A 26,779-nucleotide genomic window follows, 5' to 3' on the forward strand; every position below is an offset into this window, starting at 1 on the left:
GCGCCTCGTCTTCGCCCCACGGCGGGTGTAAGCGAAGGCCTCGCTTCATCCGCAAGGCCTTCTACATGCGCGTGCTTCTTCCCCTCGCCCTGGCGCTCGGCGTCTCGGCCGCCGCACTTTCCGCTCCCATGGCCGCCAACGCCCAGACCGCGCCGCCCGAGAACTACGCGACCATCCGCATGAAGACCGACACCGCCTTCCTCACGCCCGAGGAGCGCAAGGTGGTGAACCTGCTGATCCAGGCCGCCGACCAGATGACGGCCATCTACGCCAAGCAGATGGTCGCCCAGGGCGGCCCCGACGGCCCGGGCCACGGCTTCTACCCGGCCGGCCTTACCAAGGCGCAGCTGGAGACCTACCTGGCCGCCCATCCCGACCAGAAAGCCGCGCTGATGGACACCTATACGGTGGTCCGCCGCGAAGGCGACAAGCTGGTCGCCGTGCCGTTCTCGGTCGCCTACAAGCCCGAGCTGACCAAGGCCGCCGCCCTGCTGGACGAAGCCGCCAAGGTCACCACCAACGCCAGCCTCAAGAAGTTCCTGACCCTTCGCGCCCAGTCGTTCCGCACCAACGACTACTTCCAGTCGGAAATGGCCTGGATGGACCTGGAAGGCACGCCCATCGAGGTGGCGATCGGTCCGTACGAGACCTACACCGACGAGCTGATGGGCCAGAAGGCCGCCTTCGAGGCCTTCGTCACCCTGAAGAACCCGACCGAGAGCAGCGCGCTCGACAAGTACAAGGCCTACTTGCGCGACATGGAGGCCAACCTGCCGGTGGCCGACACCTACAAGAACTTCAAGCGCGGCGGCGCCTCGCCCATCGCCGTGGCCGAGCAGATCCGCGGCGGCGGCGACAACCTGCACGGCCCGCAGACCGTGGCCTTCAACCTGCCCAACGACGAGCGCGTGCGCGAGGCCAAGGGCGCCAAGAAGGTGATCCTGTCCAACGTGCTGGCCGCCAAGTACGAGGGCATCCTGCAGCCGATCGCCAACCGTGTGCTGGTCGCCGACCAGGCCGCGCTGGTCAGCCAGAAGTACATGACACTGGAGACCCTGTTCCACGAGCTGTCGCACAGCCTGGGCCCGGGCTCGATCGTCGTCGACGGCCGCGCCACCACCGTCTCGGCCGAGCTGAAGGACATCGGCGGCACCGCCGAGGAGGCCAAGGCCGACGTCATGGGCGCCTGGAACATCCTGTTCATGATGGACAAGGGCGAAATCCCGGCGGCCGAACGCCCGCAGCTGTTCGCGACCTATCTGGCCGGCATCTTCCGCGCCGCCCGCTGGGGCGACGAGGAGGCCCACGGCCGGGGCGCGGCGCTGCAGTACGGCTACCTGAAGGCCAAGGGCGCCTTCGTCTACGACCCAGCCCTCAAGCGCTTCCGCGTCGACGACGCCAGGATGGCGGCCGGCATGCGCGACCTGGTGGCCGACATCGTCAAGCTGCAAGGCGACGGCGACTATGCCGGCATGGTCGCCTTCTTCGACCGCTACGCCCACCTCGACGACGACGCCCGCGGCGTGATCGCCACGCTCAAGGACATCCCGGTGGATATCGCGCCAGTCTATCCGGAGAAGGTGTGAGATAGCAGGATGCTTCCCCTGAAGGGGGAGCTGTCGCCCCCGGGTCCGGCGAAAGGCCGGCCCGAGGATAAACTCCCCGACTGCGGGGGAAGGGATTGCGGCGTCGGCGGATGAACTGACCTCACCAGCCACTTCCCCCGCCGGCCCTTCGGGCCACCTCCCCCTTCAGGGGGAGGGATCTTAGAGGTGGTTTCATAAGGCTATATCTGTCTGACGTCGTTATTCGACCGTTGCGACATAGTATATGCCTGTCGAAGTCGTCATTAGGCCGGGCCTTCCACCTCGATTTGCTATCACTTCAATGTGGTGACTTCGATTGCGCGCATTCCTGCGCAAAGAGGAGGTGACAATCTCTTCATCTGTTAGATGTCGACACTGCAATCGCGCGAGAAGCACCTTCATTTCGGCCTCAGAAAGCGAGCCGAACGGAATGCGCGTGTCAAACACGATGTCATAGCTGTCGTAGCCGACGATCCTCCAGTGCTTGGTCATGTCACCTCCCCGGTTGCTTATGCGCCGCGTGCAGCCATGCGCTCGTGATAGCGGCGCATGATGTTGTCGGCGTGCCAAGTCAGAAGGTCCCGATAGGACTCAATCGGCCGAGTTGGCCGGTCAGCGTCTTCAAGATTCAATTTTCTATTATTCATTGCGGGTCCTCGCAGTGAATGATGCTCGCTGCGCGCCAGACGTCGCAGCGAGTAGGTGAGAGGGCACGGCAATGCCCTCTCACCATCAACGCACGAGAATTATTTATCTTCCACGTCTTCTGTCACCGGCGGTTGCGGTTCAGGTGCAAAAGCAGGCGCAGCTTCGCTGGGTTGTGGTTCTGCCGCAGGATCAGCGGCGTGTTGAGAACCATTCAACGCACGCTGTATGAAACCTTGCGTTGGCTAGATGGTCGCAACGTGAACCCGAGCGCGGTCGTCGTTGACTCGCAATCTGTAAAGACAGGTAAGGCAGGTGGTCCGCGTGGTTTTGACGGCGGCAAGCGCGTCAAAGGTCGCAAGCGTCATCTTGTGGTCGATACGACCGGCCTGATGGTCGATGTAGCGATTACGCCGGCCAACGTTCACGACACCAAAGGTGCGCAGAAGGCCATTCGTAAAGCGCTGCGCTGGCTGACCTCAACGCCCGAGATCCTGTACGCCGACAAAGGCTACCAGGGTCGGCCGTTCGCCAAGTGGATGGAGAACAAGGTCGGTGCCGCGGTATCGGTCACGGACAATCCTGCGATGGTCGCCAAGCGCTTCATCCCGGTGAAGAAGCGTTGGGTGGTCGAGCGCACCTTTGCTTGGTTTGGCGACTACCGCCGGCTCGACAAAGATCAAGAACGACGCATGACCCACAGCGCTGCGATGGTGCGGTGGGCCATGGTCTCGTTGATGCTCAGACGGCTTTGTTAGGGGACTTGCTCAAGAGCGACGAGCGGAAACCGATCGCCTTCCTTCTTCCCGGTGGGAAGGAACCACTCGCAGTAGGCCATCCCATCTTCGATCCAAAAGATCGTCATGTTGGGCCCGCCAGATTTCAACCTGACTTTGTCACCGGCATTCATAGCTCAACTCCTCAGTCAAGCTAGGAAGGCTACCGGTGCGCGTGAGTCGCTGCAACTTTCGAGAGGTGAGAATGCATCCTTATGAAACACTCTCTTAGCCCCTAAGCCTTCAGTCCGAACGGGTCGTCGATCGAGGGCGACGGCGGGGTGAACCAGGCCGCGCCGTCGTCGGTCACGTGGAAGTGGTCCTCCAGGCGCACGCCGAAGCGGCCGGGGATGACAATCATCGGCTCGTTGGAAAAGCACATGCCCGGCGCCAGCGGCGTGGCGTCGCCGCGCACGAGGTAGGGGCCCTCGTGGATCGACAGGCCGATGCCGTGGCCGGTGCGGTGCGGCAGGCCCGGCAGGGCGTAGTCGGGGCCCAGGCCATGGCGCTCGAGCACCTGGCGGGCGACGGCGTCGATGGTCTCGCACGGCAGGCCGGGGCGCACGGCCGCGAAGGCGGCGGCTTGCGCCTCGTGCTCGATCTCCCAGATCCGGCGATGCTCGTCCGACGGCGTTCCGAAGACGTAGGTGCGGGTGATGTCGGCCTGGTAGCCCTCGACCTGGCAGCCGGTGTCGATCAGCACGAGGTCGCCCTCGGCCAGCTCCTGGTCGCCAGGCAGGCCGTGCGGATAGGCCGTGGCCTCGCCGAACTGCACGGCGCAGAAGGTCGAGCCGCCGCCGCTGGCCGCGCGGTGGGCCTCGTCGATGAAGCGCTTGACCTCGCTGGCCCGCACGCCCGACGCCAACACCGCGCCGGCGCGGCGGTGGACGTCCAGCGTGATGGCCTTGGCGTAGCGCATCAAGGCCAGCTCGGCCTGCGACTTCACGCCCCGGCAGCCGTCGACCACCGCTCCGGCGTCCTTCACCGACAGCGACGGCGCGGTCTCGCGCAGGGCCGCGAACAGCGAGAACGGCGCGGCCGGATCCAGGGCCAGGACGTCGACGCCAAGCTGCGCCAGCGAACGGCCGACCAGGACGGCAGGGCTCTCGTGCTCCTGCCACAGGCGGATCTCGACCTCGATCTTCAGGTCCGCCTGCAGCGAACCCAGCTCGAAGCCCGGACAGATCATCACCGGCGCGCCGGTCACCGGCAGCAGCAGGGCCACCAGCCGCTCGGTCGCGCCCCAAGGCACGCCGGTGAAGTAGCGCAGCGAGGCGCCGGCCCCGATCAGCAGGGCGTCGGCGCCCAGGGCGCGGGTCAGCCCCCTTGCCTTCTCCAGGCGCGCTGCGTATTCGGCCGCGCCGATAGCCGGCGGACGGCCCGCTCGCGGCGAAAGGCCGGCCAGTTCGACGGCCATGGTCGATCCGCCCACGCCCAGGGTCATGCGGTGTTCCTCGTCTTGTCGCGACCGGCCGGTCGATGTCGAAGCGCGCAGGATCGCCGGATTCGGCGGCCGTCGGACGGGCGATGTCGCCGCCGAATGCGTCAGCTTTCGGATCGATAGCGCGGATACATCCTAGCCGGCTTTCCCCGCGCCTCGATATGTCTGAGGTTTAATCCGAGGCTCGGGATATTCTGGTATACGGGCCGTCTCGGCGCGGGGGCGCCGAATTGGGGCTCAGTTCACAGCGCATGAGTATCGTCGTCCGCACCCTGTCCGATCAGACCTACGAGATCGTGAGACGGAGGATCCTGACGGGCGACATGCCGCCAGGAACGGCGGTGAGGCAGGACACCATCGCCGCCGAGCTGGGGGTGTCGAAGATCCCGCTGCGCGAGGCCCTGGGCCGGCTGGAACAGGACGGCCTGCTGAGCTCCTATCCCAACAAGGGCTACGTGGTGCGCCAGGCCTCGACGCAGGAGGCCAGCGAGGTCTTCGCCCTGCGCCTGAAGCTGGAGCCGGGCGCGGCGGCCGAGGCCGCCCTGAACGCGGTTCCCGACGACCACGCCCGGGCCGAGACGGCGCTGGCGGCGCTGGAGGCGGAACTCGGCAAGCCGCAGGGCGACCCCGTGACCTGCAACCGCGCCTTCCACATGGCCCTGGTCCGGCCCGGCGGCCACATCACCAGCCAGCTGGTCGAGCGGCTTCAGATCCTGTCGGAGCGCTATGTGCGCATCCACCTGGAGCCCTTTGGCCGCGACGAACGCGCCAGCCGCGAGCACCGCGCCATCCTCGACGCCTGGAAGGCCGGCGACGCGACGCGGGTGGAAACGCTGCTCGCCGAGCACATCGAGGGCACCCTGGCTGACCTGCGCCAGCAGCTGACGGCCTAAGCCAGATCGACATCTGAGATCTGAGACGAAAACCTCGTCCTTCGACAGGCTCAGGATGAGGTTTTTCTACGAGCTAGGCCTGTAAATGGTCCTCATCCTGAGCTTGTCGAAGGACGAGGACCACGCCCGAACCTTGAATGCCACCCCACCCTAAGCCGCCCGCCGCGCGTACAGGAACTCGATCACCGCCGCCCGGGCGTGGACGTAAGCCGCGTCCTCGGCCACGGCCAGGCGATCGCGCGGGCGGGCCAGGTCGATGGGGCGCACCTGCCCGATCGTGGCGCGCGGGCCGTTGGTCATCATCACGATGCGGTCCGACAGCAGCACCGCCTCGTCAACGTCGTGGGTGACCATCAACACGGTGTTGTTGAGCGTTGCCTGGATCTCCATGACGCTGTCCTGCAGGTGGGCGCGGGTCAGGGCGTCCAGCGCACCGAACGGCTCGTCCAGCAGCAGCACCTTGGGCTGCATGGCCAGCGCCCGGGCGATGCCGACCCGCTGCTTCATGCCGCCGGAGATCTCGGACGGCCGCTTGTCCGTGGCGTGGGTCATCTTGACGAGGTCGAGATTGTGCATCGTCCAGTCGCGGCGCTCGGCCGCCGACTTCTTGCCGGCGAACACCTTGTCGACCGCCAGTTGCACGTTCTCGCGCACCGACAGCCATGGCAGCAGCGAGTGGTTCTGGAACACCACCGCCCGTTCCGGCCCCGGCGCGCTGACGGCCTCGCGGTCGAGGATCACCGCACCCGTGGTGGCCGGCACGAGGCCCGCCACCACGTTCAGCAGGGTGGACTTGCCGCAACCCGAATGGCCGATGATCGAGACGAACTCGCCCTTGGCCACCTGAAGTTCGACGCCGCGCAGCACTTCGGAGGCGCCCGGGCCGTGCCCGAAGGTGACGCCGAGGTTCTCGATAGAGAGATAGGCCTTGCCCATGATGTTTCTCCTTTTCAGCCCGCGGCGTTGCCGCGCGACACGATGCGGCCCAGCAGGGCGACGATGCGGTCTAGGGCAAAGCCCGTCAGGCCCACCCACGCCAGGGCCACGACGATGTCGGAGATGCGCGAGGCGTTGTACTGGTCCCAGATGAAGAAGCCGACGCCGACGCCGCCCAGCAGCATTTCCGAGGCGACGATGGCCAGCCAGCTCATGCCCACCCCGATGCGCAGGCCCGTGAAGATGTAGGGCGTGGTCGAGGGCAGCAGGATCTTGAAGAAGTATTCGATCGGCGACAGCCGCAGCACGCGGGCGACGTTGCGGTAGTCCTCGGGGATGTTGCGCACCCCGACCGCGGTATTGATGATGATCGGCCAGATCGAGGTGATGAAGATCACGAACAGGGCCGACGGGTTGGCCTCGTGAAAGGCCGCCAGCGAGATCGGCAGCCAGGCCAGGGGCGGCACCGTGCGCAGCACCTGGAAGATCGGATCCAGGCCCCGATGCGCCCAGCGGTTGGCGCCGATCAGCACGCCCAGGCCGATCCCGACCACCGCCGAGATCGAGAAGCCGAAGGCCACCCGCTTGAGGCTGGTCAGCACATGCCAGAACAGGCCCTTGTCGACCCCGCCCCGGTCGTAGAACGGATCGACGATCAGCTCCCTGGACTCCAGCCAGATCCGCGAAGGCGACGGCAGGCCCTCGTAGGAGTCGCCGCAAAGCCCCTGCCACAGCGCCATCACCACCAGCAGGGTCAGGGCCGGCGGGACGACGGCGGCGGCGACCGCCCCCGCCTTCCGACCGAGGCCGGCCGCTCCGGGGATCTTCGGAGCGGCCGGCGCGGCCGCCGTCGCCGACGCCGTTGCCGGCGGCGGGACCGTCGCGGGGGCCGCGACGGGCGCGGCCTCGGCGAAGTCGGGCTTGGGATAGGTCATGGCGGGTCCTTTCCTCAAACGAGCTTCTTGATGGGCTGGCTGGCGAGGTACGCGCCCGGATTGGCCGGATCGAACACCTTGCCGTCGAAGAACCGCTCGGGGCCGCGGCTGTCGCCGGCCGGACCGCTCTGGCCGATGCTCTTGGCGGCGGCGCGCCAGATGTCGGCGCGATTGACCTTGTTCACGAGGGCCTGCTTGTTGACCCCCTGCCCGATCACGCCCCAGCGGATGTTCTCGGTGACGAACCACAGGTCGTGCGACTTGAAGGGGAAGCTGGCGTTGTCGGCCCAGAACTTCATGACGTGCGGCGAGCCCGTGACCTTGCGGCCGTCGCCATAGTCGATGACGCCCTGCTGGCGGGGCAGGATGTCGCCCATCGGCACGTTGATGTACTGCCGGCCCGAGACGATGGAGCACATGGCCGCCTTGTTGGCCGGCTTGTCGCACCACATCTGGGCCTCCAGCACGGCGGCGGTCAGGGCCTGGGCGGCGCGTGGATAGCGGTCCACCCAGTCGGCCCGCATGCCCAGCGCCTTCTCCGGATGGTTCATCCAGAGCTCGCTCGTGGTCGTGGCGGTGTAGCCGATCTTCTGGTTGACGGTCTGGCCGTTCCACGGCTCGCCCACGCAGAAGGCGTCCTGGGTGCCGGCCTTGAGGTTGGCCACCATCTGCGGCGGCGGGATGACGATGGTCGAGACGTCGACGTCCGGATTGATGCCCGCCGCGGCCAGCCAGTACCTGACCCACAGGTCGTGGGTTCCACCGCGGAAGGTCATGGCGACCTTGGCGATGTTGCCCGAGGCCTTCAGTTGGGCGAACTTGGCCTTGGCGCCGGCGGCGCTCAAGCCCACCTTCACCGCCTTCAGGTCGTTGCCGACCGAGATCGCCTGGCCGTTGGTGTTGAGGCGGGCCAGCACGTACATCGGCAGCGGCTTGCCGCCGGTCTGGACGCCCAGGGAAAACTGCAGCGGCATGGGCGAGAGGATGTGCGCCCCGTCGATGCCGCCGCCGCCCGAGCCCAGCACCAGGTTGTCGCGCGTGGCGGCCCACGAGGCCTGCTTGACCACCTCGACGTCGGGCAGGCCGTGCTTGGCGAAGAAGCCGCGCTCCTTGGCGATGATCAGCGGCGAGCTGTCAGTCAGGGCGATGAAGCCAAGGCGCGCCTTGGCGGTCTCGGGCCCCGCGCCGGCCGCATGGGCCCCGGCCGGGAACGCGGCCTTGACGGCGGCCATGGTGGCGGCGGCCCCGATCAGGGCGCTGCGGCGGGAAACGCCCTGCTGGAGAGCGGTCTTGTCGGTCTTGGTCATGATCGGGCTCACAGCTTGTATTCGAGGGAGAACCAGGCCTTGGTCCGCGAGGCGGGCGGGGCCAGGGTCCCGGCCGGCACGGTCGTCTCGCGCTGGAAGTCGGCGTACTTCAGTAAGAGGGAGAGCTTGGGCGTGATCGCCGCGGTCAGCTGGACCTCCCACTCGTGGCCGAGGTCGGCGCCGGTGCGCTGGTCGTCGAAGTCGTGGTAGCGGACCAGCAGGTCGCTGTTGAAGAAGTAGGTCTTCTTGAAGCGAGGCTTGACGTTGAGACCGAAGTTCAGGTCCTTCAGGCCGTCGGCGAAGCTCTTGTTGCCGCCCGGCGAGACCCAGGAGTCCGACCAGCCGTTGAAGGCGTGGACCGTGCCCAGCGGCGTGGTGAAGCCGCGTGTGCCGTCGCCCTCCAGCTGCTCGTAGGCCAGGCGGGCGGTGTAGATGTCGAAGGTCCCGGCCACCTCGCCGGCCCAATAGTCCAGGTCATAGCTCGCGGTGTTGCCGTGCCAGTCGCTCTGGCGGGCGAAGGTCGCGCCATAGGCCACCTGGTAGAGGCCCAGCCAGGTCTTGCCCGAGGCCTTGGCGCCCTTGGTGATCGACGAATTGATCGCCGAATTGCCGAAATCCAGCGCGTAGACGAAGCCCTGCAGGCGCAGCGCTTCGGCCGGCGACCAGGTGACGTTGAGCAGGTGGCTGTCGCTGTCCCAGTCGCGCAGTTCGCCCAGGATGCGGTTGACGTGGGTGATGTAGGCGTAGGTCCCCTTCACCCGGCCCGCCGCGAAGTCGGCGCGGAGGCCATCGAAGGTCTGCTCGTCCTGACGCCAGGCCACGCCGCCGACGAAGCGCTGGTCGTCGAGCACGATGCGCTGGCGGCCGGCCGTGACTTGCAGCGCGGCGCTTGGCGTCCAGGTCACCTGGGCGCGGTTGACCTCGGTGACGTCAGGATCGTTGACGATCGGATAGCGGGCCTTGTCGGCGCCGTTCAGCGGCGGCGTGGTCGCGCCGGGCACGTTGACGGCGTAGTGCTCGGGGCCGATCTGGCGGACGTCCTCGAACTCGATCAGGCCCTTGAGGCCGTGAAAGTCGCCGGTCTCCCAGCCGAGCCGGGTGCGCACCGTGTAGGCGTTGGCCCGCTCGCGCAGATTGGCCTGGTCGACGGTCTCGTAGCGCGCCCGCACCTCGAAGATCGGCTTGCCGGCCAGCATCTGGTCGCTGAAGGTCGGCGGCGGCGCGGGCGGCGGCGGCGGTTCGGCCGCCTCGGCGACGGCCTCCACTTCAGCGACCGGCGACTCGACGGCCGGCGGCGCGGTTTGCGTTGTCGTCTGAGCGTGCGTTCCCGATGCCCACAGCAGCGCCGCGAGCCCAGCGCCGAGCGTCAGCCCGGCCCTCGTCGTCTTCATGCCTCTTCCCCTTAAGGCCAAAAAAAAACGCCCGGCGAGGGCGCGAGCCCCCTCCGGACGTCGTTGTCCAAAACAGTCGCCGACCCCATCGTCGGCGTCAGGGCCTTGCGGCCCGTCGCGGAACGTCGTTGCCCCGCGTGTCGTGATCAGGGACGCATCGACCACCGGGGAACGGCAATCGACAAACCGTCGTTATCGGTCGTTTCGCAGGTGCGGCGCCTGTTTTTGCGCAGCAGCACGGCGCCCAAAGCTTGGGCGGTGCCCGTAAACCGGGCGCCATCCTCCCCTCACGGAGGAGTTCAGAGCTTGTACTCGAGGGTGAACCACACCTTCTTGCGCGAGGCGGGCGGCGCCGGAGTACCGGTCGGCACGCTCGTTACCCGGTCGAATCCGGCGTACTTCAGCTGGGCTGAAAGCTTCGGGGCGATGGTCGCCGTCAGTTGGGCGTTCCACTCGTGGCCGAGGTCGGCGCCCGTCCGGTCGTCGTCGAAGTCGTGATAGCGGACCAGCAGCTCGGGGCTGGAGAAGTTGCGCACCTTGATCTTCGGCTTCAGCGTGACGGTGAAGTTCAGGTCGTCGAGGCCGTCGGAGAAGCTCTTGTTGCCGCCCAGCGACGACCAGGCGTCGGCCCAGCCGTAGAAGCCGTGGGCCGCGCCCAGCGGCGCGCCGAAGCCCCGCGCGCCGTCGCCTTCCAGCGTGTGATAGCCCAGCTGAGCCGTATAGATCCCGCGCGTGGCCGCGATCTCGCCGCCCAGATAGTCGAGTTCGTAGTCGGCGGTGGCGCGGTGATAGTCGCTCTGGCGGGCGAAGCCGCCGGAATAGGTCAGGGTGTAGGGTCCGGCCTTGGCCTTGCCCGCGCCACGCACGCCCTTGGTGATCGAGGTGTTGAGCGGCGAGTCCGAGAAATCCAGGGCGTAGACGAAGCCCGTGGCCTTGAGCGCCTCGGAGAACGTCCAGCTGGCGTTGACGAAATGGCTGTCGCTGTCCCAGTCGCGCCGCTCGCCGAGCGCCCGGTTGACCCGGGTGACGTAGACATAGGTTCCCTTGAAGCGGCTGAGCGACAGATCGGCGCGCAGGCCGTCATAGGTCTGCTCGTCCTGGCGCCAGGCGGCGGCGGCCACGAAGCGCTGGTCGTCGAACTGGATCTTCTGGCGGCCGGCCGTCAGTTGCAGCGCCTTGGACGGCGTCCATTGCAGCTGGGCGCGGTTCACCTCGGTGACGTTGGGATCGTTGATCGCCGGGAAGCGGGCCTTGTCGGCGCCGTTCAGGGGCGTGGAGACGCCCGGGGTGGTGATGGCGAAATGCTCGGGGCCCACGCGACGGACGTCGTCGAACTCGATCAGGGCCTTCACATCATGCCAGGCGCCGGTCTCCCAGCCAAAGCGCGTGCGCACCGTCGTGCCCTCGGCGTTGTTGCGCAGGGTGGCGGTCTTGGTCTGGTCGTAGCGCTCGTATCGGGCGCGGATCTCCAGCAGCGGCTTGCCGGCCTTGACCGCGTCCAGCAGGGACGCCTCCTGGGCGTTCGCACCGCTCGCCCAGGCCAGGACCACGAGGCCCGCACACACAACATGAAGTCTGCTCATGCGGCGGGGCTCTAGGGCCCAAGAGTTAACCCGCTACCACCATCGCGCCATCGAACGATGTTGTATTTGCGAGGACCAGCTAAGCTTCTGGCCACGCGGGGAAATTCGGCGGGTGCGACCGTTTGTCACTCGCCCGCGCCCGGCGCTACCTCTCGGCGATCAGGCCGTGCATCACCCCGTCCAGCGTGACCTGCATCAGTTCCTCGGCCGGCGCCCAGTTGCGGCTGGGCTTGGTGATGACCAGCGAGACGATGCCGTGGCAGGCGGCCCACAGCACCTGGGCGGCGCTCTCGGCAGTGCCGGTCTTCAGCCGGCCGGCGGCGGCGATCTCGCGGATCGGGCCGCTGAACTCGTCGAAGCAGCGGTCGCCGAGGTCGGACACCGCCTGTTGCTTCTCCACCGAGATCGCCTCGTTCGAGCCGCAGAACACCAGCTGGTAGGTATTGGGGTTCTCGAAGGCGAAGCGCATGTAGGCGTCGAGCATGCGCCGCACCTTCTCCACCGCGTCGATCGGCTCCTGCGACAGGGCGACGTTGATCGACAGCAGCTTCTCGATGGCCTCCTTGCCGATCTCCAGCAGGATCTGGTCCTTGTCGCGGAAGTGCATGTAGAGCGCGGTCGAGGACACGCCCACGGCGTCGGCGATCTTGCGGATCGTCGCCCCGGCGTAGCCCTCGGCGATGAAGATCTTCTCGGCGGCGGCCAGGATCTCGCCCCGGCGCATGTGGCCGTCGCCCTTGGGCTTGCGGGCGGACCTGGGCGGCTTCTTCAACGCGACGGTCACGATACGGTACTTCCTCCCTCTTCCCCGACCTGACACTAAACGGGAATCACCCAGACCCGACAAGCGGAACACCGTTTTACGTAGAACGCGTATTTTTCCGTTTGACACTTTATAGTTGAATTAATCGAGTCGCTCCCGCCGATGAGGCCAAGCTGAGGGGGCGACATGGCGCGCGAGGAACGGCGGCTGCACGTCGATGGGCTGGACCATGCCGTCCTGCCCGATCCGCCACGGGTCTCGCCGCTTCCGATCGCCGACGGCGCGCATCGGCGGCTGAGCCAGGCGCAGGGCGTCATGTTGGCCTTGGCCGGCCTCGGGCTGTGCGTTGCGATTGCGCTCGCGCCCGGCCCAACGCTCGAAGTTCTACGATGGTCGGGCCTGGCTCTCTTCGCGCTGCTGGCGACGCTGCGGCTGGTCGCGGCCCTCACGCCTCGCCGCGTGAACGCGGCCCCGCCCCTCCCCGATCACGCCCTGCCCGCCTACACGTTGCTGGCGCCGCTCTACAAGGAAGCCTCCGTCGCCGCCGAGCTGGTCGCCAGCCTCGACCGCCTGGACTATCCGCGCGACCGCCTGCAGGCCCTGATCGTGCTGGAGGCCGACGACGCCGAGACCATCGCGGCTTTTCACGCCCTCGACCTGCCCGCCTTCGTCCAGGTGCTGATCGTGCCGCCGGGCGGCCCCAAGACCAAGCCCAGGGCCTGCAACCACGCCCTGGAGCGGGCCCGGGGCGAGATCCTGGTCATCTACGACGCCGAGGACGCGCCCGATCCGGGCCAGTTGCGAGAGGCCGCCGCCTGCTTCGCCGCGGGACCGGCGGCCCTGGCCTGCCTGCAGGCGCCGCTGCGCATCGAGATCCCGGCCATATCGGGGCTTCTGCCCCGCCAGTTCCAGCAGGAGTACGCCGCCCACTTCGAGGTGCTGCTGCCGGCGCTGGCCCGCTGGCGGTTGGCCTTTCCGCTGGGCGGCACCAGCAACCACTTCGCGGTCGCGGCCTTGAAAGCCGTCGGCGGCTGGGACGCCTTCAACGTGACCGAGGACGCCGACGTCGGCTTCCGGCTGGCCGCCGCCGGCTACGCGCTCGACGTCATCGCCCGGCCGACTCTGGAGACCGCCCCGACCACCTGGAAGGCCTGGCGTCCGCAGCGAGCGCGCTGGATCAAGGGACACCTGGCGACCCTGCTGGTGCATCTGCGCGGTCCCGCCGCCCGGCGACCACGCGTGGCCCTGGCGTTGTTCCTGACCCTCTTCCTATCGCTGGTCTCGACGCATCTGCATGCGCCGATCTTCGCAGGCGTCGTCCTGATGATCCTGCTGGACCTGGCGCCAGACGGCCATGCCGTGATCGACGGGCCGGGCCTGGTGCTCTTCACCTACGCCTGGAGCGGGTCGGCCATCGCCGCCGTGGTCGGAAGACGGCGCGCGGGCGGGTCGGCCAAGGCGCTGGACCTGCTGGGCCTGCCGCTGATCTGGCTGTTGCAGGGATGGGCCGGATGCCATGCGCTATGGCAGTTTGTGCGCCGCCCGCACCACTGGGACAAGACCCCGCATACGCCTCGGGCTGGACGACGCTTGGCCTGAGCGCGTATGGCGAGGCCATGCACCCGACCATCGCCGCCTCTCCCCTCGTCATGCGCACCACCGGCTGGGCCGACTACGCCCTGCTCGACAGCGGGCGCGGCAAGAAGCTTGAGCGCTACGGCCGCTACACCGTCGTCCGCCCCGAGCCGCAGTGCTTCTGGGAACCGCGCCTGCCGGCCAGCGCCTGGGACGAGGCCGACGCCGTGTTCGACCCGTCCGACGAGGACGAGGCCGGCCGCTGGCGCTTCCGCGGCAAGCCGATCGAGAAGTTCGACCTGGCCTGGGGCGAGGCGAAGTTCCACGGCCAGTTCACGCCGTTCCGCCACCTGGCCTTCTTCCCAGAGCAGGCCGCCAACTGGGCCTGGCAGGACGAGCGCGTGCGCGCCTTCGCCAAGGCCCGCGGCCGCCAGCCCAAGATCCTGAACCTGTTCGGCTACACCGGCGTGGCCAGCCTGGTCTGCGCCGCCGCCGGGGCCCACGTCACCCATGTCGACGCCTCCAAGAAGTCGGTCGGCTTCGCGCGCGAGAACGCCGCCTTCGCAGGCCTGGCCGACAAGCCGATCCGCTGGATCGTCGAGGACGCCCGCCGCTTCGTCGCCCGAGAAGTGCGGCGCGGCAACGTCTATGACGGCGTCATTCTCGACCCGCCGAAGTTCGGCCGCGGCCCCGACGGCGAGGTCTGGCGCCTGTTCGAGGACCTGCCGGCCCTGGCCGCCGACTGCGCGGCGCTGCTGGCGGAAGACGCCGACTTCCTGCTGATGAACGCCTATGCGGCCCGTGTCTCGGGCGCGGCCATGTCGGGCCTGCTGGCCCAGGCGCTGGACGGACGCGCCGGCGTCATCGACTGGGGCGAGCTGTCCCTCGTGGAAGACAAGGGCGACCGCCAGATCGGCCTGTCGTTCTTCGCCCGCTGGTCGTCGGAGGCCTGAGACAGACATGAGCGTCAAGACCGTCACCTCGCTGACCAACGCCACGGTGAAAGCCGTCCGCGCCCTGCACATGCGCAAGGAGCGCGAGGACAGCGGCCTGTTCCTCGCCGAGGGCCTGAAGATCGTCATCGAGGCGATCGACTGCGGCCACGCGCCCAAGATCCTGATGTACGGCCCCGACGCCGCCGACCATCCGATGTTGCAGAAGGCCGCCAAGGCCTGCGCCGCGGCTGGCGGCGAGGTCATAGAGGTCAACCGCGAGATCCTGGAAAAGGTCTCGCGCCGCGACAATCCCCAAGCGGTGGTCGGCGTCTTCCGCCAAGTCTACACGCCGCTGTCGGCCATCGTGCCGCAAAGCGCCGACTGCTGGGTGGCTCTCCAAGCCGTTCGCGATCCGGGCAACCTCGGCACCATCATCCGCACGGCCGACGCGGCCGGCGCCGGCGGGGTGATCCTGGTCGGCGACTGCGTCGATCCCTATTCGGTGGAAGGCGTGCGCGCGACCATGGGCTCGGTCTTCGCCGTGAAGATCGCCAAGGCCAGCGTGCAGGAGTTCCTGGCCTGGCGCGAGGAATGGCCCGGCAGCGTGGTCGGCACCCTGCTGACCGCCACGGTCGACCACAAGAGCGCCGACTACGTGAAGCCGTCGCTGATCCTGATGGGCAATGAGCAGCAGGGCCTGCCGCCGGAACTGGCCGCCGCCTGCGACGTCAACGTCAAGATCCCCATGCGCGGCCGCGCTGACAGCCTGAACCTGTCGGTGGCCACCGGGATCATGATCTACACGGTGACGGGCTGACTTCCCGATCCCCTCTCCCCTTGCGGGAGAGGGTGGCCCGCGAAGCGGGTCGGGTGAGGGGTCGATGAACGGCGCCACAGCGAAACTGAACGGCTGGGCGCTGTGTCAGGCCGTCTGAGAGACCCCTCATCCGTCGGCTCTCGCCGACACCTTCTCCCGCAAGGGGAGAAGGAACAAGCACTCCCCCGCCCCCTTGCGCGACAACGCGCCGCACACCATTTCGCAGCCTCGCCGCGGGAACGCACAGGCCACCTTCGCCGCTCTCCCAAACGTGAAGCCGATTTCGATGGCGCCCCTGTGCTAAAGCGGCGCAGTCGGGCGGCGGCCTCTTCCAAAGCCGCCGCTTTTCCATATCTAATTCATGAAGGCGGGTGATTTGCTTCCCGCCGGGAGAAAGCGGTCGATGGCCGAGCGAAAGCAAGGCGGACAGAATAACGGCGCGGGCTCTTCGGTCGTCACGGAAGTGAAGCCGAAGACGCAGAAGCCCTCGCTTTATCGCGTACTGATCCTGAACGACGACTACACCCCCATGGAGTTCGTCGTTTACGTGCTCGAACGGTTCTTCAACAAGTCGCGCGAAGACGCGACACGGATCATGTTGCACGTTCACCAGAACGGCGTCGGGGTCTGCGGCGTATTCACTTACGAAGTCGCAGAGACCAAGGTCGCTCAAGTGATCGACTCAGCCCGCAGACATCAGCACCCGCTGCAGTGCACCATGGAAAAGGATTGAGGAGCCTCCCCTTGCCCTCTTTTTCGCGTCCTCTCGAAGAATCCCTGCATCGCGCCGTCGCGTACGCCAATCAGCGAAAGCATGAGTACGCGACCCTCGAGCACCTGCTGTTGTCGCTTACCGACGACGACGACGCCGCCGGCGTAATGCGCGCCTGCGACGTGGACCTGGCCGCTCTGAAGAAGAGCCTGGTCAACTATCTCGACGTCGAACTGTCGTCCCTGGTGGTCGACGACGACGAGGACGCCAAGCCCACGGCGGGCTTCCAGCGCGTGATCCAGCGCGCCGTGATCCACGTCCAGTCGTCCGGCCGCGAGGAAGTGACCGGCGCCAACGTCCTGGTCGCCATCTTCTCCGAACGCGAGAGCCACGCCGCCTACTTCCTGCAGGAGCAGGACATGACGCGGTACGACGCGGTGAACTTCATCGCCCACGGCATCGCCAAGAAGGCCGGCGCTTCCGAACCCAAGGCCGCCAAGGGCGCGACCGCGGTCGAGGAAGACCAGGAAAAGCCCAACACCAAGACCGGCGGCGAGGCCCTCGAGGCCTACTGCGTCGACCTCAACGAAAAGGCCCGCCAGGGCAAGGTCGACCCGCTGATCGGCCGCGCGAACGAAGTGGAACGCGCGATCCAGATCCTGTGCCGCCGCACCAAGAACAACCCGCTGCTCGTCGGCGACCCCGGCGTCGGCAAGACCGCCATCGCCGAAGGCCTGGCGCGCAAGATCATCACCCACCAGGTTCCCGAAGTCCTGGCGGAAGCCACCATCTACTCGCTCGACATGGGCGCGCTGCTGGCCGGCACCCGCTATCGCGGCGACTTCGAGGAACGCGTCAAGCAGGTGGTCAAGGAGCTCGAGAACCACCCGAACGCGGTGCTGTTCATCGACGAGATCCACACCGTCATCGGCGCCGGCGCGACCAGCGGCGGGGCGATGGACGCGTCCAACCTGCTGAAGCCCGCCCTGGCCTCGGGCACCCTGCGCTGCATGGGCTCGACCACCTACAAGGAGTTCCGCCAGCACTTCGAGAAGGACCGGGCGCTCGTCCGTCGCTTCCAGAAGATCGACGTGAACGAGCCGACGGTGGAAGACACCATCAAGATCCTCAAGGGCCTGAAGACCTACTACGAGGACTTCCACAAGCTGAAGTACACCGCCGAGGCCCTGAAGGTCGCGGTGGAGCTGTCGGCCAAGTACATCACCGACCGCAAGCTGCCCGACAAGGCGATCGACGTGATCGACGAGGCGGGCGCGGGCCAGATGCTGCTGCCGGAAAGCCGCCGCAAGAAGACCATCGGCGTCAAGGAGATCGAGGCGGTCGTCGCCAAGATCGCCCGTATCCCGCCGAAGTCGGTCAGCAAGTCGGACACCGAGGCCCTCAAGGAACTCGAGACCGACCTGAAGCGCGCGGTGTTCGGCCAGGACGAAGCCCTGACCCAGCTGTCGGCCGCCATGAAGCTGGCCCGCGCCGGCCTGCGCGAACCGAACAAGCCGATCGGCTCGTATCTGTTCAGCGGCCCGACCGGCGTCGGCAAGACCGAAGCGGCCAAGCAACTGGCCTTGACGCTCGGCATCGAGATGCTGCGCTTCGACATGTCGGAATACATGGAACGCCATACCGTGAGCCGCCTGATCGGCGCCCCTCCCGGCTATGTCGGCTTCGACCAGGGCGGTCAGCTGACCGACGCGGTCGACCAGCACCCGCACGCCGTGGTCCTGCTCGACGAGATCGAGAAGGCGCACGGGGATGTCTACAACATCCTGCTGCAGGTGATGGACAACGGCACCCTGACCGACAGCAACGGCAAGAAGGTCGACTTCCGCAACGTGGTCCTGATCATGACCACCAACGCGGGCGCTTCGGACGCCCAGCGGCAGTCGATCGGCTTCGGCCGCTCCAAGGTCGAAGGCGAGGAAGAGGCCGCCCTCAAGCGCCTGTTCACGCCGGAGTTCCGCAACCGCCTGGACGCGACGGTGGCCTTCAAGCCGCTGACGCCGGAGATCATCCGCCAGGTCGTCCAGAAGTTCGTCATGCAGCTGGAGGCGCAACTCGCCGACCGCAACATCACGATCGAGCTGGCCGACGACGCGGCCGACTGGCTGGCCAAGAACGGCTTCGACGAGCTCTACGGCGCCCGTCCGCTGGCCCGGGTCATCCAGGAGCACATCAAGAAGCCGCTGGCCGACGACATCCTGTTTGGCCGCCTCGTCCGCGGGGGCCACGTCAAGGTGGTGCTCGAGAACGGCAAGATCGGCTTCGAGATCGAAAGCGCCGCCGAAGGCAAGTCCGGCAAGTCGGACGACGCCGAGGAGCCGGCCCTGGCCGAATAAGGCCAAGAGCCGCTTGAGACTGGAGAAGGCCCGGAGCGATCCGGGCCTTTTTCCTTGGCTAGCGCAGGTGGCGGGCGCCCAGCAGCGACAGCAGGCGGATGGCCCGCTCCTCGTCCAGGCCGGCGGGCGTGAAATGCTCCAACCCCACCTCCGACAGCGCCGAGGCGTCCTGCGCCTCCAGGCGCCGCTGGCCCATGTTCCAGTCGGTGAAGAGGCGACGCTCGGCCGGACCGTCGGCGATCAGCACGATCTCGTCGTGGCGAGGATCAGCGCCGATGCGCTCATAGGCCTGCGCGACCGTCTGGCCCGGCCCCTCCAGCACTTGCAGGAACCGCCCCTCTCCCGCCGCCAGGAAACCGGTGATGTCGTCGATGCGATTGTTCTGGATCGACTTGGCGACCACCGCCCGCAGCGTCTCGTCGATGGCCGCCGGATCGGTCGCCCGGCTGGCATAGACCAGGCGGTAGAGCCCTCGCCGGGCCAGGGTATCGGTCATTCGCTGTCCTTCGCCGGCCGTCGAAGCTGGGCCTTCTGTGGAAAGCCTCGAGGCCGGAAAGGTTCGCCCCGGCTCACGCGAAGGATTTAGACAAAACGAGAACGAACGAGTAGCGTGAGTTCATGAGCAACATCCCTTTCGACACCCTGAGCGCTTCAAAGCGCCTGCGTGAAGCGGGGATGGAGGCGCGCGCGGCCGAAGCCGTCGTGGAACTGGTGCAGCAGACGACGATGCTTCCCGACATTTCCGACCTCGCCACCCGCTCGGAGCTTCTGGCGACCAAGACTGAGCTCAAAAGCGAGATCGCCCTCACCGAGGCCCGCATCCGCGCCGATCTCAGTGAGAAGATCCGGCTCCAGGGCTGGGCGCTGCTGGGCGGCATGGCGGTGCTGGTGTCGATCTCGACCGCGCTGATCAAGCTGCTGCCTTAGCGGGCGCGCCAACCACCGCCGATCGCGTCGCCCTGATTTTCAACGGCTTACAAGCTTATCACCCAGGCCACGCAAAGCCGGGGCGCCGGGACCTCGCGTCGCTGCGGGCCCGTGAGAGCGCGAGAAATCCCGCCCCTGCCCCTGACGCGCGCCTTCAGCCCGGATGACGAGACCTGTATCGTTCGCCGACCAGGTATCGGCCCCCGCCGATGTCGCGCGTCAGCCGCGCTCGCGGATCGCCTTCACTTCGCGCCAGATGCGGAACAGGTACTCCACCGTCGCGGCCGCGCCGACATAGCCTATCGTATAGCCGAGGCTGGTCAGGAACCCCGCGATCGTGGCGCCCATCGGCTGAGCGGCCGCCCCATGCTGGAACGCCGAGACGATGCCGACCAGCTGCATCAGGTCGCCGCAGAAGCTGACGAGGCCGGCGGCCGCCACGATGCGGGTCACCGGATGCAGGCGGCGAATGAACGCGAAGGCATGATCGGCGGGGGCGTCCAGGGCGTCGGGCATAAAGCGTCTCCCAGCGCGTTCGCCGCGCGTAGATCTCGGTAGGTGCGGGCCAGGAACTCGACCCAGGCGGCCAGGCCGGCATTGACCACGATCGCGCCGAGGCGCTGCAGCACCTCCCCCAGCGACCGGCCGAGCCAGGCCTGGAGGATCTCCGGTTCGTAGCCGGCAGAGGTCGCCAGTTGCGACGCCTCGCCGGCCGCCTGGGCGACGCCGAGGACGTGAAGCGCCAGCACGCCCAGCTGCACGCCGGCCGACCCAAGCAGGATCCAGGTGATCGGATGAAGTCTCATGCAGCCCCCGCCTCCGTATGGCGAGGTTCGCAAGGCCCGGCAACCTGAAGCTTTAGAGCGCCGCGCTGATCTTCGCGGCCAGGGCCTTCAGCTCCTCGACATCGGCCATGCCGCCGCCGTGACGGCCCAGGGCCTCGCCCTCGTAGCGGGGGATGACGTGGAAATGCAGGTGGAACACCGTCTGGCCGGCCGGGGCGCCGTTGAACTGGGTGACGACCACGCCGTCGGGCTTCAGGGCCTGGGTCACCGCGCGGGTCGCCTTCTGCACCGCACCGATCAGCCGGCCCAGGGTCTTGGGCTCGGCCTCCAGCACGTTGCGCGCCTTGGAGGTCTTGGAGATCACCAGCAGGTGGCCGCGCGACTGCGGAAAGGCGTCCATGAAGGCCAGGACCTCGTCGTCCTCGAAAACCTTCACGCTCGGGATCTCGCCGCGAACGATCTTGGCGAAGATGTTGTCCGGGTCGTAGGTTCCGTGAAGGCTCATGGTCGTCTCCATTGCGTGGGACAGGCTCTAGCAAACCAGGGAAGGGGCGCAAGCGTGGGCAAGACCGACGAGACGGGCCAGGGCCTGACCGAACGCCAGAAGAAGTGGTTCGCCTCGGTGCAGGCCAGCCTCGAACGCGACACCGGCAAGACCCTGGAGCAATGGGTCGAGATCGTCCGCCGCGACTGCAAGGAGACCAAGCCCAAGGCTCGGGTGGATTGGCTGAAGGCCAACCACGGCCTGGGCGTCAATCGCGCCGCCCACATCCTGGGCGCAGCCTTCCCGTCCGAACTGGGCTGGGACGACGCCGAAGGCCTGCGCGCGGCGCTGTGGACCGACCCGGCCTCCAGCGCGATCCTGGCGGCGATCGAGGCGGCCGTGGCCGACTTCCCGGGCCTCGTCACCGGCCAGCGCAAGGCCTTCACCGCCTGGTCCAGCAAGGTGCAGTTCGCGGCCGCCAAGCCGGTGAAGGGCGGAACGGTGTCGCTGGGCCTGGCCCTGACGCCCGACGCCTCCCCTCGCCTGTCCGAACCGAAGAACGAGAGCTGGTCCGAGCGGTTGAAGGCCAAGCTGAGCCTCGCCTCCCCGGCCGAGGTCGACGACGAAGTGAAGGCCCTGCTGAAAGCGGCCTGGGACCGTTCCTGACGGAACGGCGCCGGGCGCGGCCACGTTTTGACGGCGGGAGGACAAGACCATGTCCAAGGAAGCCGATCTAACCGCCAAGTTCTGGAAGACCCTGAAGGCCGACCGGACCGTCATGCTGGGCCTGCGCGACGTCGAGGGCGGCCACAGCCAGCCGATGACCGCCCTGATGGAAAGCGAGCAAGGCGGCCCGCTTTGGATCTTCACCTCCGCCGACTGCGACATGGTCGCCGCTCTCGACCGCGAGCGCGACGCGGTGATGCATTTCGCCTCGAAGGGCCACGACCTGTTCGCCGAGATCGACGGCCGCCTGCGGATCGACAATGACCGCCAGGCCATCGACGGCCTCTGGAGCCCGTTCGTCGCCGCCTGGTTCACCGGCAAGACCGATCCGACGCTTCGCCTGCTGCGCTTCGATCCCGAGCACGCCCGCATCTGGCTCAACGAGAACAGCCTGTTCGCCGGCATGAAGCTGATGCTGGGCCATGACCCCAAGCGCGACTATCGCGACAAGGTGGCCGAGGTCAGCCTGCACTAGCCTGGGAAAGCGCCCCTAGGCCTCGTGCCTAAACGGTGAGAACTCCTCGGTGAGCATCGCCATGTCCTGCGTCACCGCCTCGCGCTCGCGCTCCAGGTAGCGGGCGACGGGCTCGCGCAGGGCCGGGTCGGCGATCCAGTGGGCCGAATAGACGGCGCTGGGAAGGTAGCCACGGGCGATCTTGTGCTGGCCCTGGGCGCCGGCTTCGACGCGCGGCAGGCCAAGGCGGATCGCGTGCTCGATGGCCTGGTAGTAGCAGAGCTCGAAATGCAGGAACGGTACGTCCTCGGTGCAGCCCCAGTGGCGGCCGTAGAGGCAGTCGCGGCCGAGCAGGTTCAGCGCGCCGGCGATCCACGGCCCGCCCGGCCGCCGGGCCAGGATCAGCAGCACCTTGTCGGCCATCCGCTCTTGCAGCAGCGAGAAGAAGCGGCGGTTCAGGTACGGCCGGCCCCACTTGCGGCCGCCGGTGTCCATGTAGAAGGCGAAGAAGGCGTCCCAGTGCTCGTGGGTCAGCTCGTCGCCGGTCAGGGCGACGATCTCCAACCCGTCCTGGGCGTCGCGGCGCTCGCGGCGGATGGTCTTGCGGCGGTTGGCCGACAGGGCCGCCAGGAAGTCGTCGAAGGTGGCGTAGCCGGCGTTTTCCCAGTGATACTGCTGGTCCTGCCGGCGCAGCAGGCCGCGGTCGCCCATCCAGTCCCACTCGTCTTCCGTGGGGAAGGTCACGTGCAGCGACGAGGCGCCGATCCGCTCGCACAGTGTCAGCGCGCCGCCCAGCAGGGCCGAGCGCGCCTCGTCCGGATCGACGTCCGGCCGGGCGATCAGGCGCGGCCCGGTCACCGGCGAGAACGGCGCCGAGCACTGGAGCTTGGGATAGTAGGCGCCCCCTGCCCGCTCGTAGGCGTCGGCCCAGGCGTGGTCGAAGACGTATTCGCCCTGGCTGTGGTTCTTCAGATAGAGCGGCATCACCCCGGCGATGGCGCCGTCGGTGTCGGAGACGCTGACGTGGTGCGGCGCCCAGCCGGTGCGATCGCTGGCGCAACCGCTCTCTTCGAGGATGTCGAGGAAGTCGAAGCTGACGAAGGGATCGCCGGAAATTCCGGCGCAGGCGTCCCATGCTTCCTTGCCGATGTCGGCGATGCGGCGGTGGATGCGCACCTCCGCCTTAAGCGAACTCACGCAGCGAAGCCCTCGAAGATCAGGTTGTCGCAATGGTCGGAAACGGCGTCCCACTGCTCGGGCGAGCGCACCGTCCAGGCGACGATCGGCATGCCCTTGGCGCGGAAGACGTCGGCGCGCGGGCTGGGCAGCATATCCAGGCCCAGCGCGAGGAAATCAGGCCGGGCGATCTCGACCTGCTCCAACGCGGCCAGCGACTTGCGCAGTTCCGGCGCCAGCTTGCGGGCGCTCTCGTCGTTCCAGGCATAGGAATCGAGCCCCCGCAGCACCTGCGGATTGTGGTCGGCGAACCAGGCGTGGGAGTACGGGTTGAAGCCGATCACGGCGATCGGACCGTTGTGGTCGATCAGGATCTCCGAGACCTTCTTCTCCAGCTCGCCGACCTCGCCGAACGGGGTCTTGAGCTCGATCTGGACCATGGCCCGGTGACCGATCACCGCCAGGGCGTCGGCCAGGGTCGGAATGGTCTCGTCGGTCCCCGACAGCTTCATCGCGCCGAGTTCGGCCGCGGTGTGGTCTCGCAGGCGCCCCTCCACGCCCGTCAGGCGCTCCAGGCGATCGTCATGGAAGACCACCGCCTGGCCGTCGGCCGTCAGTTGCACGTCCAGCTCGATGGAGTAACCCTTTGCGCAGGCGGCCTGGAAGGCGGCCAGCGAGTTCTCGGGCGCGCCGCCCGGCGTCCACAGGCCCCGGTGCGCGATCGGCGGATCGAAGAGGCGCTCCCACGCTTCGCCGAACACCTCGGTCCCGGGCCGCGGACGCGCGCGCATTAGAAGACCTCCACCACCGCGTCGACCTCGACGGCGAAGCCCAGCGGCAGCTTGTAGACGCCGACCGCCGAGCGGGCGTGGCGGCCGGCGTCGCCGAACACCTCGACCATCAGGTCCGAGCAGCCGTTGATGACCTTGGGAATGTCGATGAAGTCCGGGCCGGCCTGCACGAAGCCGCCCAGCTTGACCACCCGGGCCACCTTGTCGAGGTCGCCGACGGCGGCCTTGATCTGGGCCAGCAGGTTGACGCCGCACAGCCGCGCGGCCTTCTGGGCGGTCTCCAGGTCGACGTCGACGCCGACCGTGCCCTTGATGCCGCCGGCCGGATCGATCGAGATCTGGCCCGAGATGTGGACGAGGTTGCCCGAGCGCACGAACGGCACGTAGTTGGCCACCGGGGCCACCGGCTGCGGCAGCGTGATCCCCAGACCCGCCAGACGCTCTTCCACCTTCGACATTCAAACGCTCCCTTACCGAGAGCGCATGCTTAGCAAGGGCGCGCCTTCGCACAAGAAAAAAGGCCCGGACGCAGGGTCCGGGCCAAGGCGCACAAGAAAAAAGGCCCGGACCGCGAGGTCCGAGCCTGAAGGCTGGGTAGACTTATGAAACGGCCCGCAAGCGGGGCCGTTCCAAATCTCGAATTAGCGAGCGGCCTGGAACTTCTCGACCGTGGCGGTGACGCGCTCGTTCAGCGGCTTCACCGAGTCCTTGATCGAGGCCGAGACGATCTCCGAGGCCTTGCTCAGCTGGGCGATGTAGGCTTCCAGCGCCGACTTGGCCCAGGCGGTCTGAAGTTCGACGGCTTCCTGCACGCTCTTGGCGCCGGCCAGGGCCTTGGCCGCGGCGACTTGATCCTCGGCGGCCTTCTTCGAGTAGGCGAAGGCTTCGGCGCCCAGGGCTTCGGCGCCCTTGGTGGCGGCGGTCACCGAGGCGACGACGGCTTCGAGGTTCTTCTTCGAATGGGTGTTGGCTTCGGCCAGGGCGGCCAGCGACTTCTCGACACCATCCTTGAACGCCTGGTTGCTGGCGGTGGAGTATTGCTCGACGGTGCTCTTCAGGGTCTCGGTGACGGCCATGGGGAGGGCTCCTGGGCGGGTCATGGTGGGACGACGCGACCTTGTTAGGGTTTTCCGGTCGCGATCCCGCGCCATGCGTTGGGACGACATGGTTTTCTCATGTTGCAGTGCAGCAGTCAAACGATTTTGTGCAGCGCACCATAACCCTAGGTGAAGCTGCTCCGTGCGCTGAACGCATGGCGGGCGAAGCGTTGCCGCAACGCCTAAGTTTTATCTTAATCTGCGGCGAAATCGCTCACCAGTTGTTTACTTTGGCGTAAGGCGACAACGCGCATGCTAGCTCTCACGCGTGTGGCGGTGCGGAACCGCTCAGTTCAAATGACGGACGTTTGTCGCATGTTCGCCAAGCTTAACTCCGCCCGTCGCCTCCTCGTCGCCGCCGGCCTTGCCGCGGCTACGCTGTTTGGCGTCGCTGCTCCCACCGTCGCTTCGGCCCAGATCCCGTACCTGCAGCTGAACGCCGCCGAACCCAAGTACGCGGCCATCGTGATCGACGCCAACTCGGGCGAGGTCCTTTACGATAAACGGGCCGACAGCCCCCGCTACCCGGCTTCGGTCACCAAGGTGATGACGCTGTACCTCACCTTCGAGGCGCTCAGCGAAGGCCGCCTGAAGCTGACGGACCGCGTGCCGATCTCGCCGCGCGCCGCCGCCCAGGCCCCGACCAAGATGGGCCTGCGCCCCGGCGACAGCCTCAGCGTCGACGAGGCGATTCGCGCCATGGCCGTGAAGTCGGCCAACGACATCGCCACCGCCATGGCCGAGAAGCTGGGCGGCAGCGAAAGCCGCTTCGCCGCCCTGATGACCCTGAGGGGCCAGGAGCTGGGCATGCGCAACACCCGCTTCGTCAACGCCTCGGGCCTGCCCGACAGCCGCCAGATCAGCACCGCCCGCGACCTGGCCATCCTGTCGCGCGCCACGATGCGCGACTTCCCGCAGTACTATTCCTACTTCAGCCTCAAGGGCTTCGAGTTCCGCGGCGGCTATGTCCGCGGCCACAATCGCCTGCTGTCGAGCATGGAAGGCTTCGATGGCCTGAAGACCGGCTACACCAACGCTTCGGGCTACAACCTCGCCGGCTCGGCCGTGCGTGACGGCCGTCGCCTGATCGCCGTGGTCCTCGGCGGCTCGTCCACCGCCTGGCGCGACAACAACATGGAAGACCTGCTGACCACCGGCTTCGACGTGATGCGCCGCCGCTCGCACGGCGAGCGCACCAGCATCGCCGCCAACCTCTACGAGGATGATCCGACCGGCCCGATCATGCGCCCCTCCTCGGAAGAGGGCGACGGCGACCAGGCCGGCCTGAAGATCGTGCTGACCGACAACCCCAAGCCCGCCCCGGTGAAGGTCTCCCCCACCCTCAAGGCCGCCAAGGACGCCGCCAAGCCGGCCCCGAGGAAGCCCAAGGGCGAATGGAGCGTCCAGGTCGGCGCCTTCCAGTCCAAGAGCCTGGCCAACAAGCAGCTGGGCATCGTCCGCGATCGCTTCGCCAAGGCCGTGGCTGACGCCGAGGGCGCCGTGGTCAGCGCCGCCGGCGGCGCCTTCCGCGCCCAGTTCCAGGGCATGACCGCCGACGCCGCCCGCGCGGCCTGCTCGGCCATCACCGCCAAGCGCCAGCCCTGCATGGTCATCGCCCCGCGCTGACCTCGGGCAGAGCCGAAAACAGGAAAGCCGGCGACCTCGCGGTCGCCGGCTTTTTCCTTGAGCC

Annotated in this window: 29 protein-coding genes; 12 read left to right on the top strand and 17 right to left on the bottom strand. The window is 67.5% G+C overall.

The features are described from left to right. The first annotated feature begins 65 nt into the window (after positions 1–65). Positions 66–1,586, top strand: a complete 1,521-nt coding sequence (locus V6S85_RS13350) for a dipeptidyl-peptidase 3 family protein (protein ID WP_334349177.1) — start codon at positions 66–68, stop codon at positions 1,584–1,586. 219 nt (positions 1,587–1,805) lie between these two features. Here the strand turns inward: V6S85_RS13350 and V6S85_RS13355 are convergent, their stop codons facing one another. Next, entirely contained in the window at positions 1,806–2,078 is a 273-nt protein-coding gene (locus tag V6S85_RS13355) for a hypothetical protein (RefSeq protein ID WP_334349178.1), read from the bottom strand. Between the two features lie 353 nt (positions 2,079–2,431). Here V6S85_RS13355 and V6S85_RS13360 point away from each other — a divergent pair, with 353 nt between their 5' ends. Continuing rightward, positions 2,432–2,989: an IS5 family transposase gene (locus tag V6S85_RS13360; protein ID WP_334349179.1), complete on the top strand. Its 558-nt coding sequence runs from the start codon at positions 2,432–2,434 to the stop codon at positions 2,987–2,989. On the opposite strand, the gene V6S85_RS26605 is transcribed toward V6S85_RS13360, so the two are convergent. Both V6S85_RS26605 and V6S85_RS13365 read right to left on the bottom strand, forming a co-directional pair. Next, positions 2,986–3,141, bottom strand: coding sequence for a YodC family protein (locus tag V6S85_RS26605; RefSeq protein ID WP_442885664.1), 156 nt, complete (start codon positions 3,139–3,141; stop codon positions 2,986–2,988). The two genes, V6S85_RS13360 and V6S85_RS26605, sit on opposite strands and share 4 nt — an antisense overlap. A 101-nt stretch (positions 3,142–3,242) precedes the next feature. Further along, a complete protein-coding gene (locus V6S85_RS13365) occupies positions 3,243–4,451 on the bottom strand; it encodes a M24 family metallopeptidase (RefSeq protein WP_334349180.1) in 1,209 nt (402 codons plus the stop codon). Between the two features lie 248 nt (positions 4,452–4,699). Between V6S85_RS13365 and V6S85_RS13370 the strand changes: the two genes are divergently transcribed. Next, positions 4,700–5,341 carry a GntR family transcriptional regulator gene (locus tag V6S85_RS13370; RefSeq protein WP_116567654.1) on the top strand — a complete coding sequence of 214 codons (642 nt, stop codon included), beginning with the start codon at positions 4,700–4,702 and terminating at the stop codon, positions 5,339–5,341. 150 nt (positions 5,342–5,491) lie between these two features. On the opposite strand, the gene V6S85_RS13375 is transcribed toward V6S85_RS13370, so the two are convergent. From V6S85_RS13375 to V6S85_RS13400, 6 genes are all read right to left on the bottom strand, one after another. Then, complete coding sequence (locus V6S85_RS13375) at positions 5,492–6,277, bottom strand: ABC transporter ATP-binding protein (protein ID WP_116567652.1); 786 nt, start codon at positions 6,275–6,277, stop codon at positions 5,492–5,494. Between the two features lie 14 nt (positions 6,278–6,291). Continuing rightward, positions 6,292–7,212 carry a nitrate ABC transporter permease gene (gene ntrB / locus V6S85_RS13380; protein ID WP_334349181.1) on the bottom strand — a complete coding sequence of 307 codons (921 nt, stop codon included), beginning with the start codon at positions 7,210–7,212 and terminating at the stop codon, positions 6,292–6,294. A gap of 14 nt (positions 7,213–7,226) precedes the next feature. Beyond that, the gene (locus V6S85_RS13385; protein WP_334349182.1) at positions 7,227–8,519 is read right to left on the bottom strand and encodes a CmpA/NrtA family ABC transporter substrate-binding protein; all 1,293 of its coding nucleotides are present in this window, start codon (positions 8,517–8,519) and stop codon (positions 7,227–7,229) included. An 8-nt stretch (positions 8,520–8,527) separates the two neighbouring features. After that, a complete protein-coding gene (locus V6S85_RS13390) occupies positions 8,528–9,910 on the bottom strand; it encodes an alginate export family protein (protein ID WP_334349183.1) in 1,383 nt (460 codons plus the stop codon). Between the two features lie 299 nt (positions 9,911–10,209). After that, on the bottom strand, positions 10,210–11,493 hold the full coding sequence (locus V6S85_RS13395) for an alginate export family protein (RefSeq protein ID WP_334349184.1): 1,284 nt from the start codon (positions 11,491–11,493) through the stop codon (positions 10,210–10,212). A 145-nt stretch (positions 11,494–11,638) separates the two neighbouring features. Continuing rightward, the gene (locus V6S85_RS13400; protein WP_116567644.1) at positions 11,639–12,277 is read right to left on the bottom strand and encodes a TetR/AcrR family transcriptional regulator; all 639 of its coding nucleotides are present in this window, start codon (positions 12,275–12,277) and stop codon (positions 11,639–11,641) included. A gap of 165 nt (positions 12,278–12,442) precedes the next feature. Between V6S85_RS13400 and V6S85_RS13405 the strand changes: the two genes are divergently transcribed. From V6S85_RS13405 to clpA, 5 genes are all read left to right on the top strand, one after another. Next, positions 12,443–13,855 carry a glycosyltransferase gene (locus V6S85_RS13405; protein ID WP_334349185.1) on the top strand — a complete coding sequence of 471 codons (1,413 nt, stop codon included), beginning with the start codon at positions 12,443–12,445 and terminating at the stop codon, positions 13,853–13,855. Positions 13,856–13,872: 17 nt separating this feature from the next. Further along, positions 13,873–14,784 (top strand): class I SAM-dependent methyltransferase, encoded by a 912-nt coding sequence (locus V6S85_RS13410; protein WP_334349186.1) that lies wholly within the window; start codon positions 13,873–13,875, stop codon positions 14,782–14,784. Positions 14,785–14,791: 7 nt separating this feature from the next. Next, positions 14,792–15,583, top strand: a complete 792-nt coding sequence (locus V6S85_RS13415) for a TrmH family RNA methyltransferase (protein ID WP_116488899.1) — start codon at positions 14,792–14,794, stop codon at positions 15,581–15,583. A 403-nt stretch (positions 15,584–15,986) separates the two neighbouring features. Then, a complete protein-coding gene (gene clpS, locus V6S85_RS13425) occupies positions 15,987–16,316 on the top strand; it encodes an ATP-dependent Clp protease adapter ClpS (RefSeq protein WP_101715544.1) in 330 nt (109 codons plus the stop codon). 11 nt (positions 16,317–16,327) lie between these two features. Next, on the top strand, positions 16,328–18,649 hold the full coding sequence (clpA, locus tag V6S85_RS13430) for an ATP-dependent Clp protease ATP-binding subunit ClpA (RefSeq protein ID WP_116567638.1): 2,322 nt from the start codon (positions 16,328–16,330) through the stop codon (positions 18,647–18,649). 58 nt (positions 18,650–18,707) lie between these two features. On the opposite strand, the gene V6S85_RS13435 is transcribed toward clpA, so the two are convergent. Then, a complete protein-coding gene (locus tag V6S85_RS13435) occupies positions 18,708–19,145 on the bottom strand; it encodes a BLUF domain-containing protein (RefSeq protein ID WP_116567636.1) in 438 nt (145 codons plus the stop codon). 122 nt (positions 19,146–19,267) lie between these two features. Between V6S85_RS13435 and V6S85_RS13440 the strand changes: the two genes are divergently transcribed. After that, positions 19,268–19,576 (top strand): hypothetical protein, encoded by a 309-nt coding sequence (locus tag V6S85_RS13440; protein WP_116488902.1) that lies wholly within the window; start codon positions 19,268–19,270, stop codon positions 19,574–19,576. A gap of 219 nt (positions 19,577–19,795) precedes the next feature. On the opposite strand, the gene V6S85_RS13445 is transcribed toward V6S85_RS13440, so the two are convergent. Genes V6S85_RS13445 through V6S85_RS13455 form a run of 3 tightly spaced genes read right to left on the bottom strand, consistent with a single transcriptional unit; the run spans position 19,796 to position 20,866 of the window. Beyond that, a complete protein-coding gene (locus V6S85_RS13445; protein ID WP_334349187.1) occupies positions 19,796–20,092 on the bottom strand; it encodes a hypothetical protein in 297 nt (98 codons plus the stop codon). After that, positions 20,026–20,382 carry a hypothetical protein gene (locus V6S85_RS13450; RefSeq protein WP_334349188.1) on the bottom strand — a complete coding sequence of 119 codons (357 nt, stop codon included), beginning with the start codon at positions 20,380–20,382 and terminating at the stop codon, positions 20,026–20,028. Before V6S85_RS13450 ends, V6S85_RS13445 begins: the two co-directional genes overlap by 67 nt. Before the next feature lie 52 nt (positions 20,383–20,434). Further along, a complete protein-coding gene (locus V6S85_RS13455; protein ID WP_116567628.1) occupies positions 20,435–20,866 on the bottom strand; it encodes an HIT family protein in 432 nt (143 codons plus the stop codon). Between the two features lie 54 nt (positions 20,867–20,920). On the opposite strand from V6S85_RS13455, the gene V6S85_RS13460 reads away from it, so the two are divergent. Together V6S85_RS13460 and V6S85_RS13465 are read left to right on the top strand one after the other, a co-directional pair. Further along, positions 20,921–21,511 (top strand): DUF4287 domain-containing protein, encoded by a 591-nt coding sequence (locus V6S85_RS13460; RefSeq protein WP_334349189.1) that lies wholly within the window; start codon positions 20,921–20,923, stop codon positions 21,509–21,511. Positions 21,512–21,560: 49 nt separating this feature from the next. Continuing rightward, positions 21,561–22,046 carry a pyridoxamine 5'-phosphate oxidase family protein gene (locus V6S85_RS13465; RefSeq protein WP_116567624.1) on the top strand — a complete coding sequence of 162 codons (486 nt, stop codon included), beginning with the start codon at positions 21,561–21,563 and terminating at the stop codon, positions 22,044–22,046. Between the two features lie 15 nt (positions 22,047–22,061). Here V6S85_RS13465 and V6S85_RS13470 read toward each other — a convergent pair whose 3' ends face one another. The 4 genes from V6S85_RS13470 to V6S85_RS13485 form a co-directional block, all read right to left on the bottom strand. Continuing rightward, positions 22,062–23,222 carry a GNAT family N-acetyltransferase gene (locus tag V6S85_RS13470; RefSeq protein ID WP_334349190.1) on the bottom strand — a complete coding sequence of 387 codons (1,161 nt, stop codon included), beginning with the start codon at positions 23,220–23,222 and terminating at the stop codon, positions 22,062–22,064. Next, the gene (locus V6S85_RS13475) at positions 23,219–23,992 is read right to left on the bottom strand and encodes a glycerophosphodiester phosphodiesterase (RefSeq protein WP_334349191.1); all 774 of its coding nucleotides are present in this window, start codon (positions 23,990–23,992) and stop codon (positions 23,219–23,221) included. Before V6S85_RS13475 ends, V6S85_RS13470 begins: the two co-directional genes overlap by 4 nt. Further along, entirely contained in the window at positions 23,992–24,450 is a 459-nt protein-coding gene (locus V6S85_RS13480; protein WP_058347593.1) for a RidA family protein, read from the bottom strand. Before V6S85_RS13480 ends, V6S85_RS13475 begins: the two co-directional genes overlap by 1 nt. 183 nt (positions 24,451–24,633) lie before the next feature. Further along, on the bottom strand, positions 24,634–25,068 hold the full coding sequence (locus V6S85_RS13485; RefSeq protein ID WP_116488910.1) for a phasin family protein: 435 nt from the start codon (positions 25,066–25,068) through the stop codon (positions 24,634–24,636). Between the two features lie 336 nt (positions 25,069–25,404). Here V6S85_RS13485 and V6S85_RS13490 point away from each other — a divergent pair, with 336 nt between their 5' ends. Then, positions 25,405–26,715: a D-alanyl-D-alanine carboxypeptidase family protein gene (locus V6S85_RS13490; protein ID WP_334349192.1), complete on the top strand. Its 1,311-nt coding sequence runs from the start codon at positions 25,405–25,407 to the stop codon at positions 26,713–26,715. Positions 26,716–26,779: the final 64 nt, after the last annotated feature.

It is taken from the genome of Caulobacter sp. CCNWLW153, assembly GCF_036889365.1.
GTDB lineage: Bacteria > Pseudomonadota > Alphaproteobacteria > Caulobacterales > Caulobacteraceae > Caulobacter > Caulobacter radicis.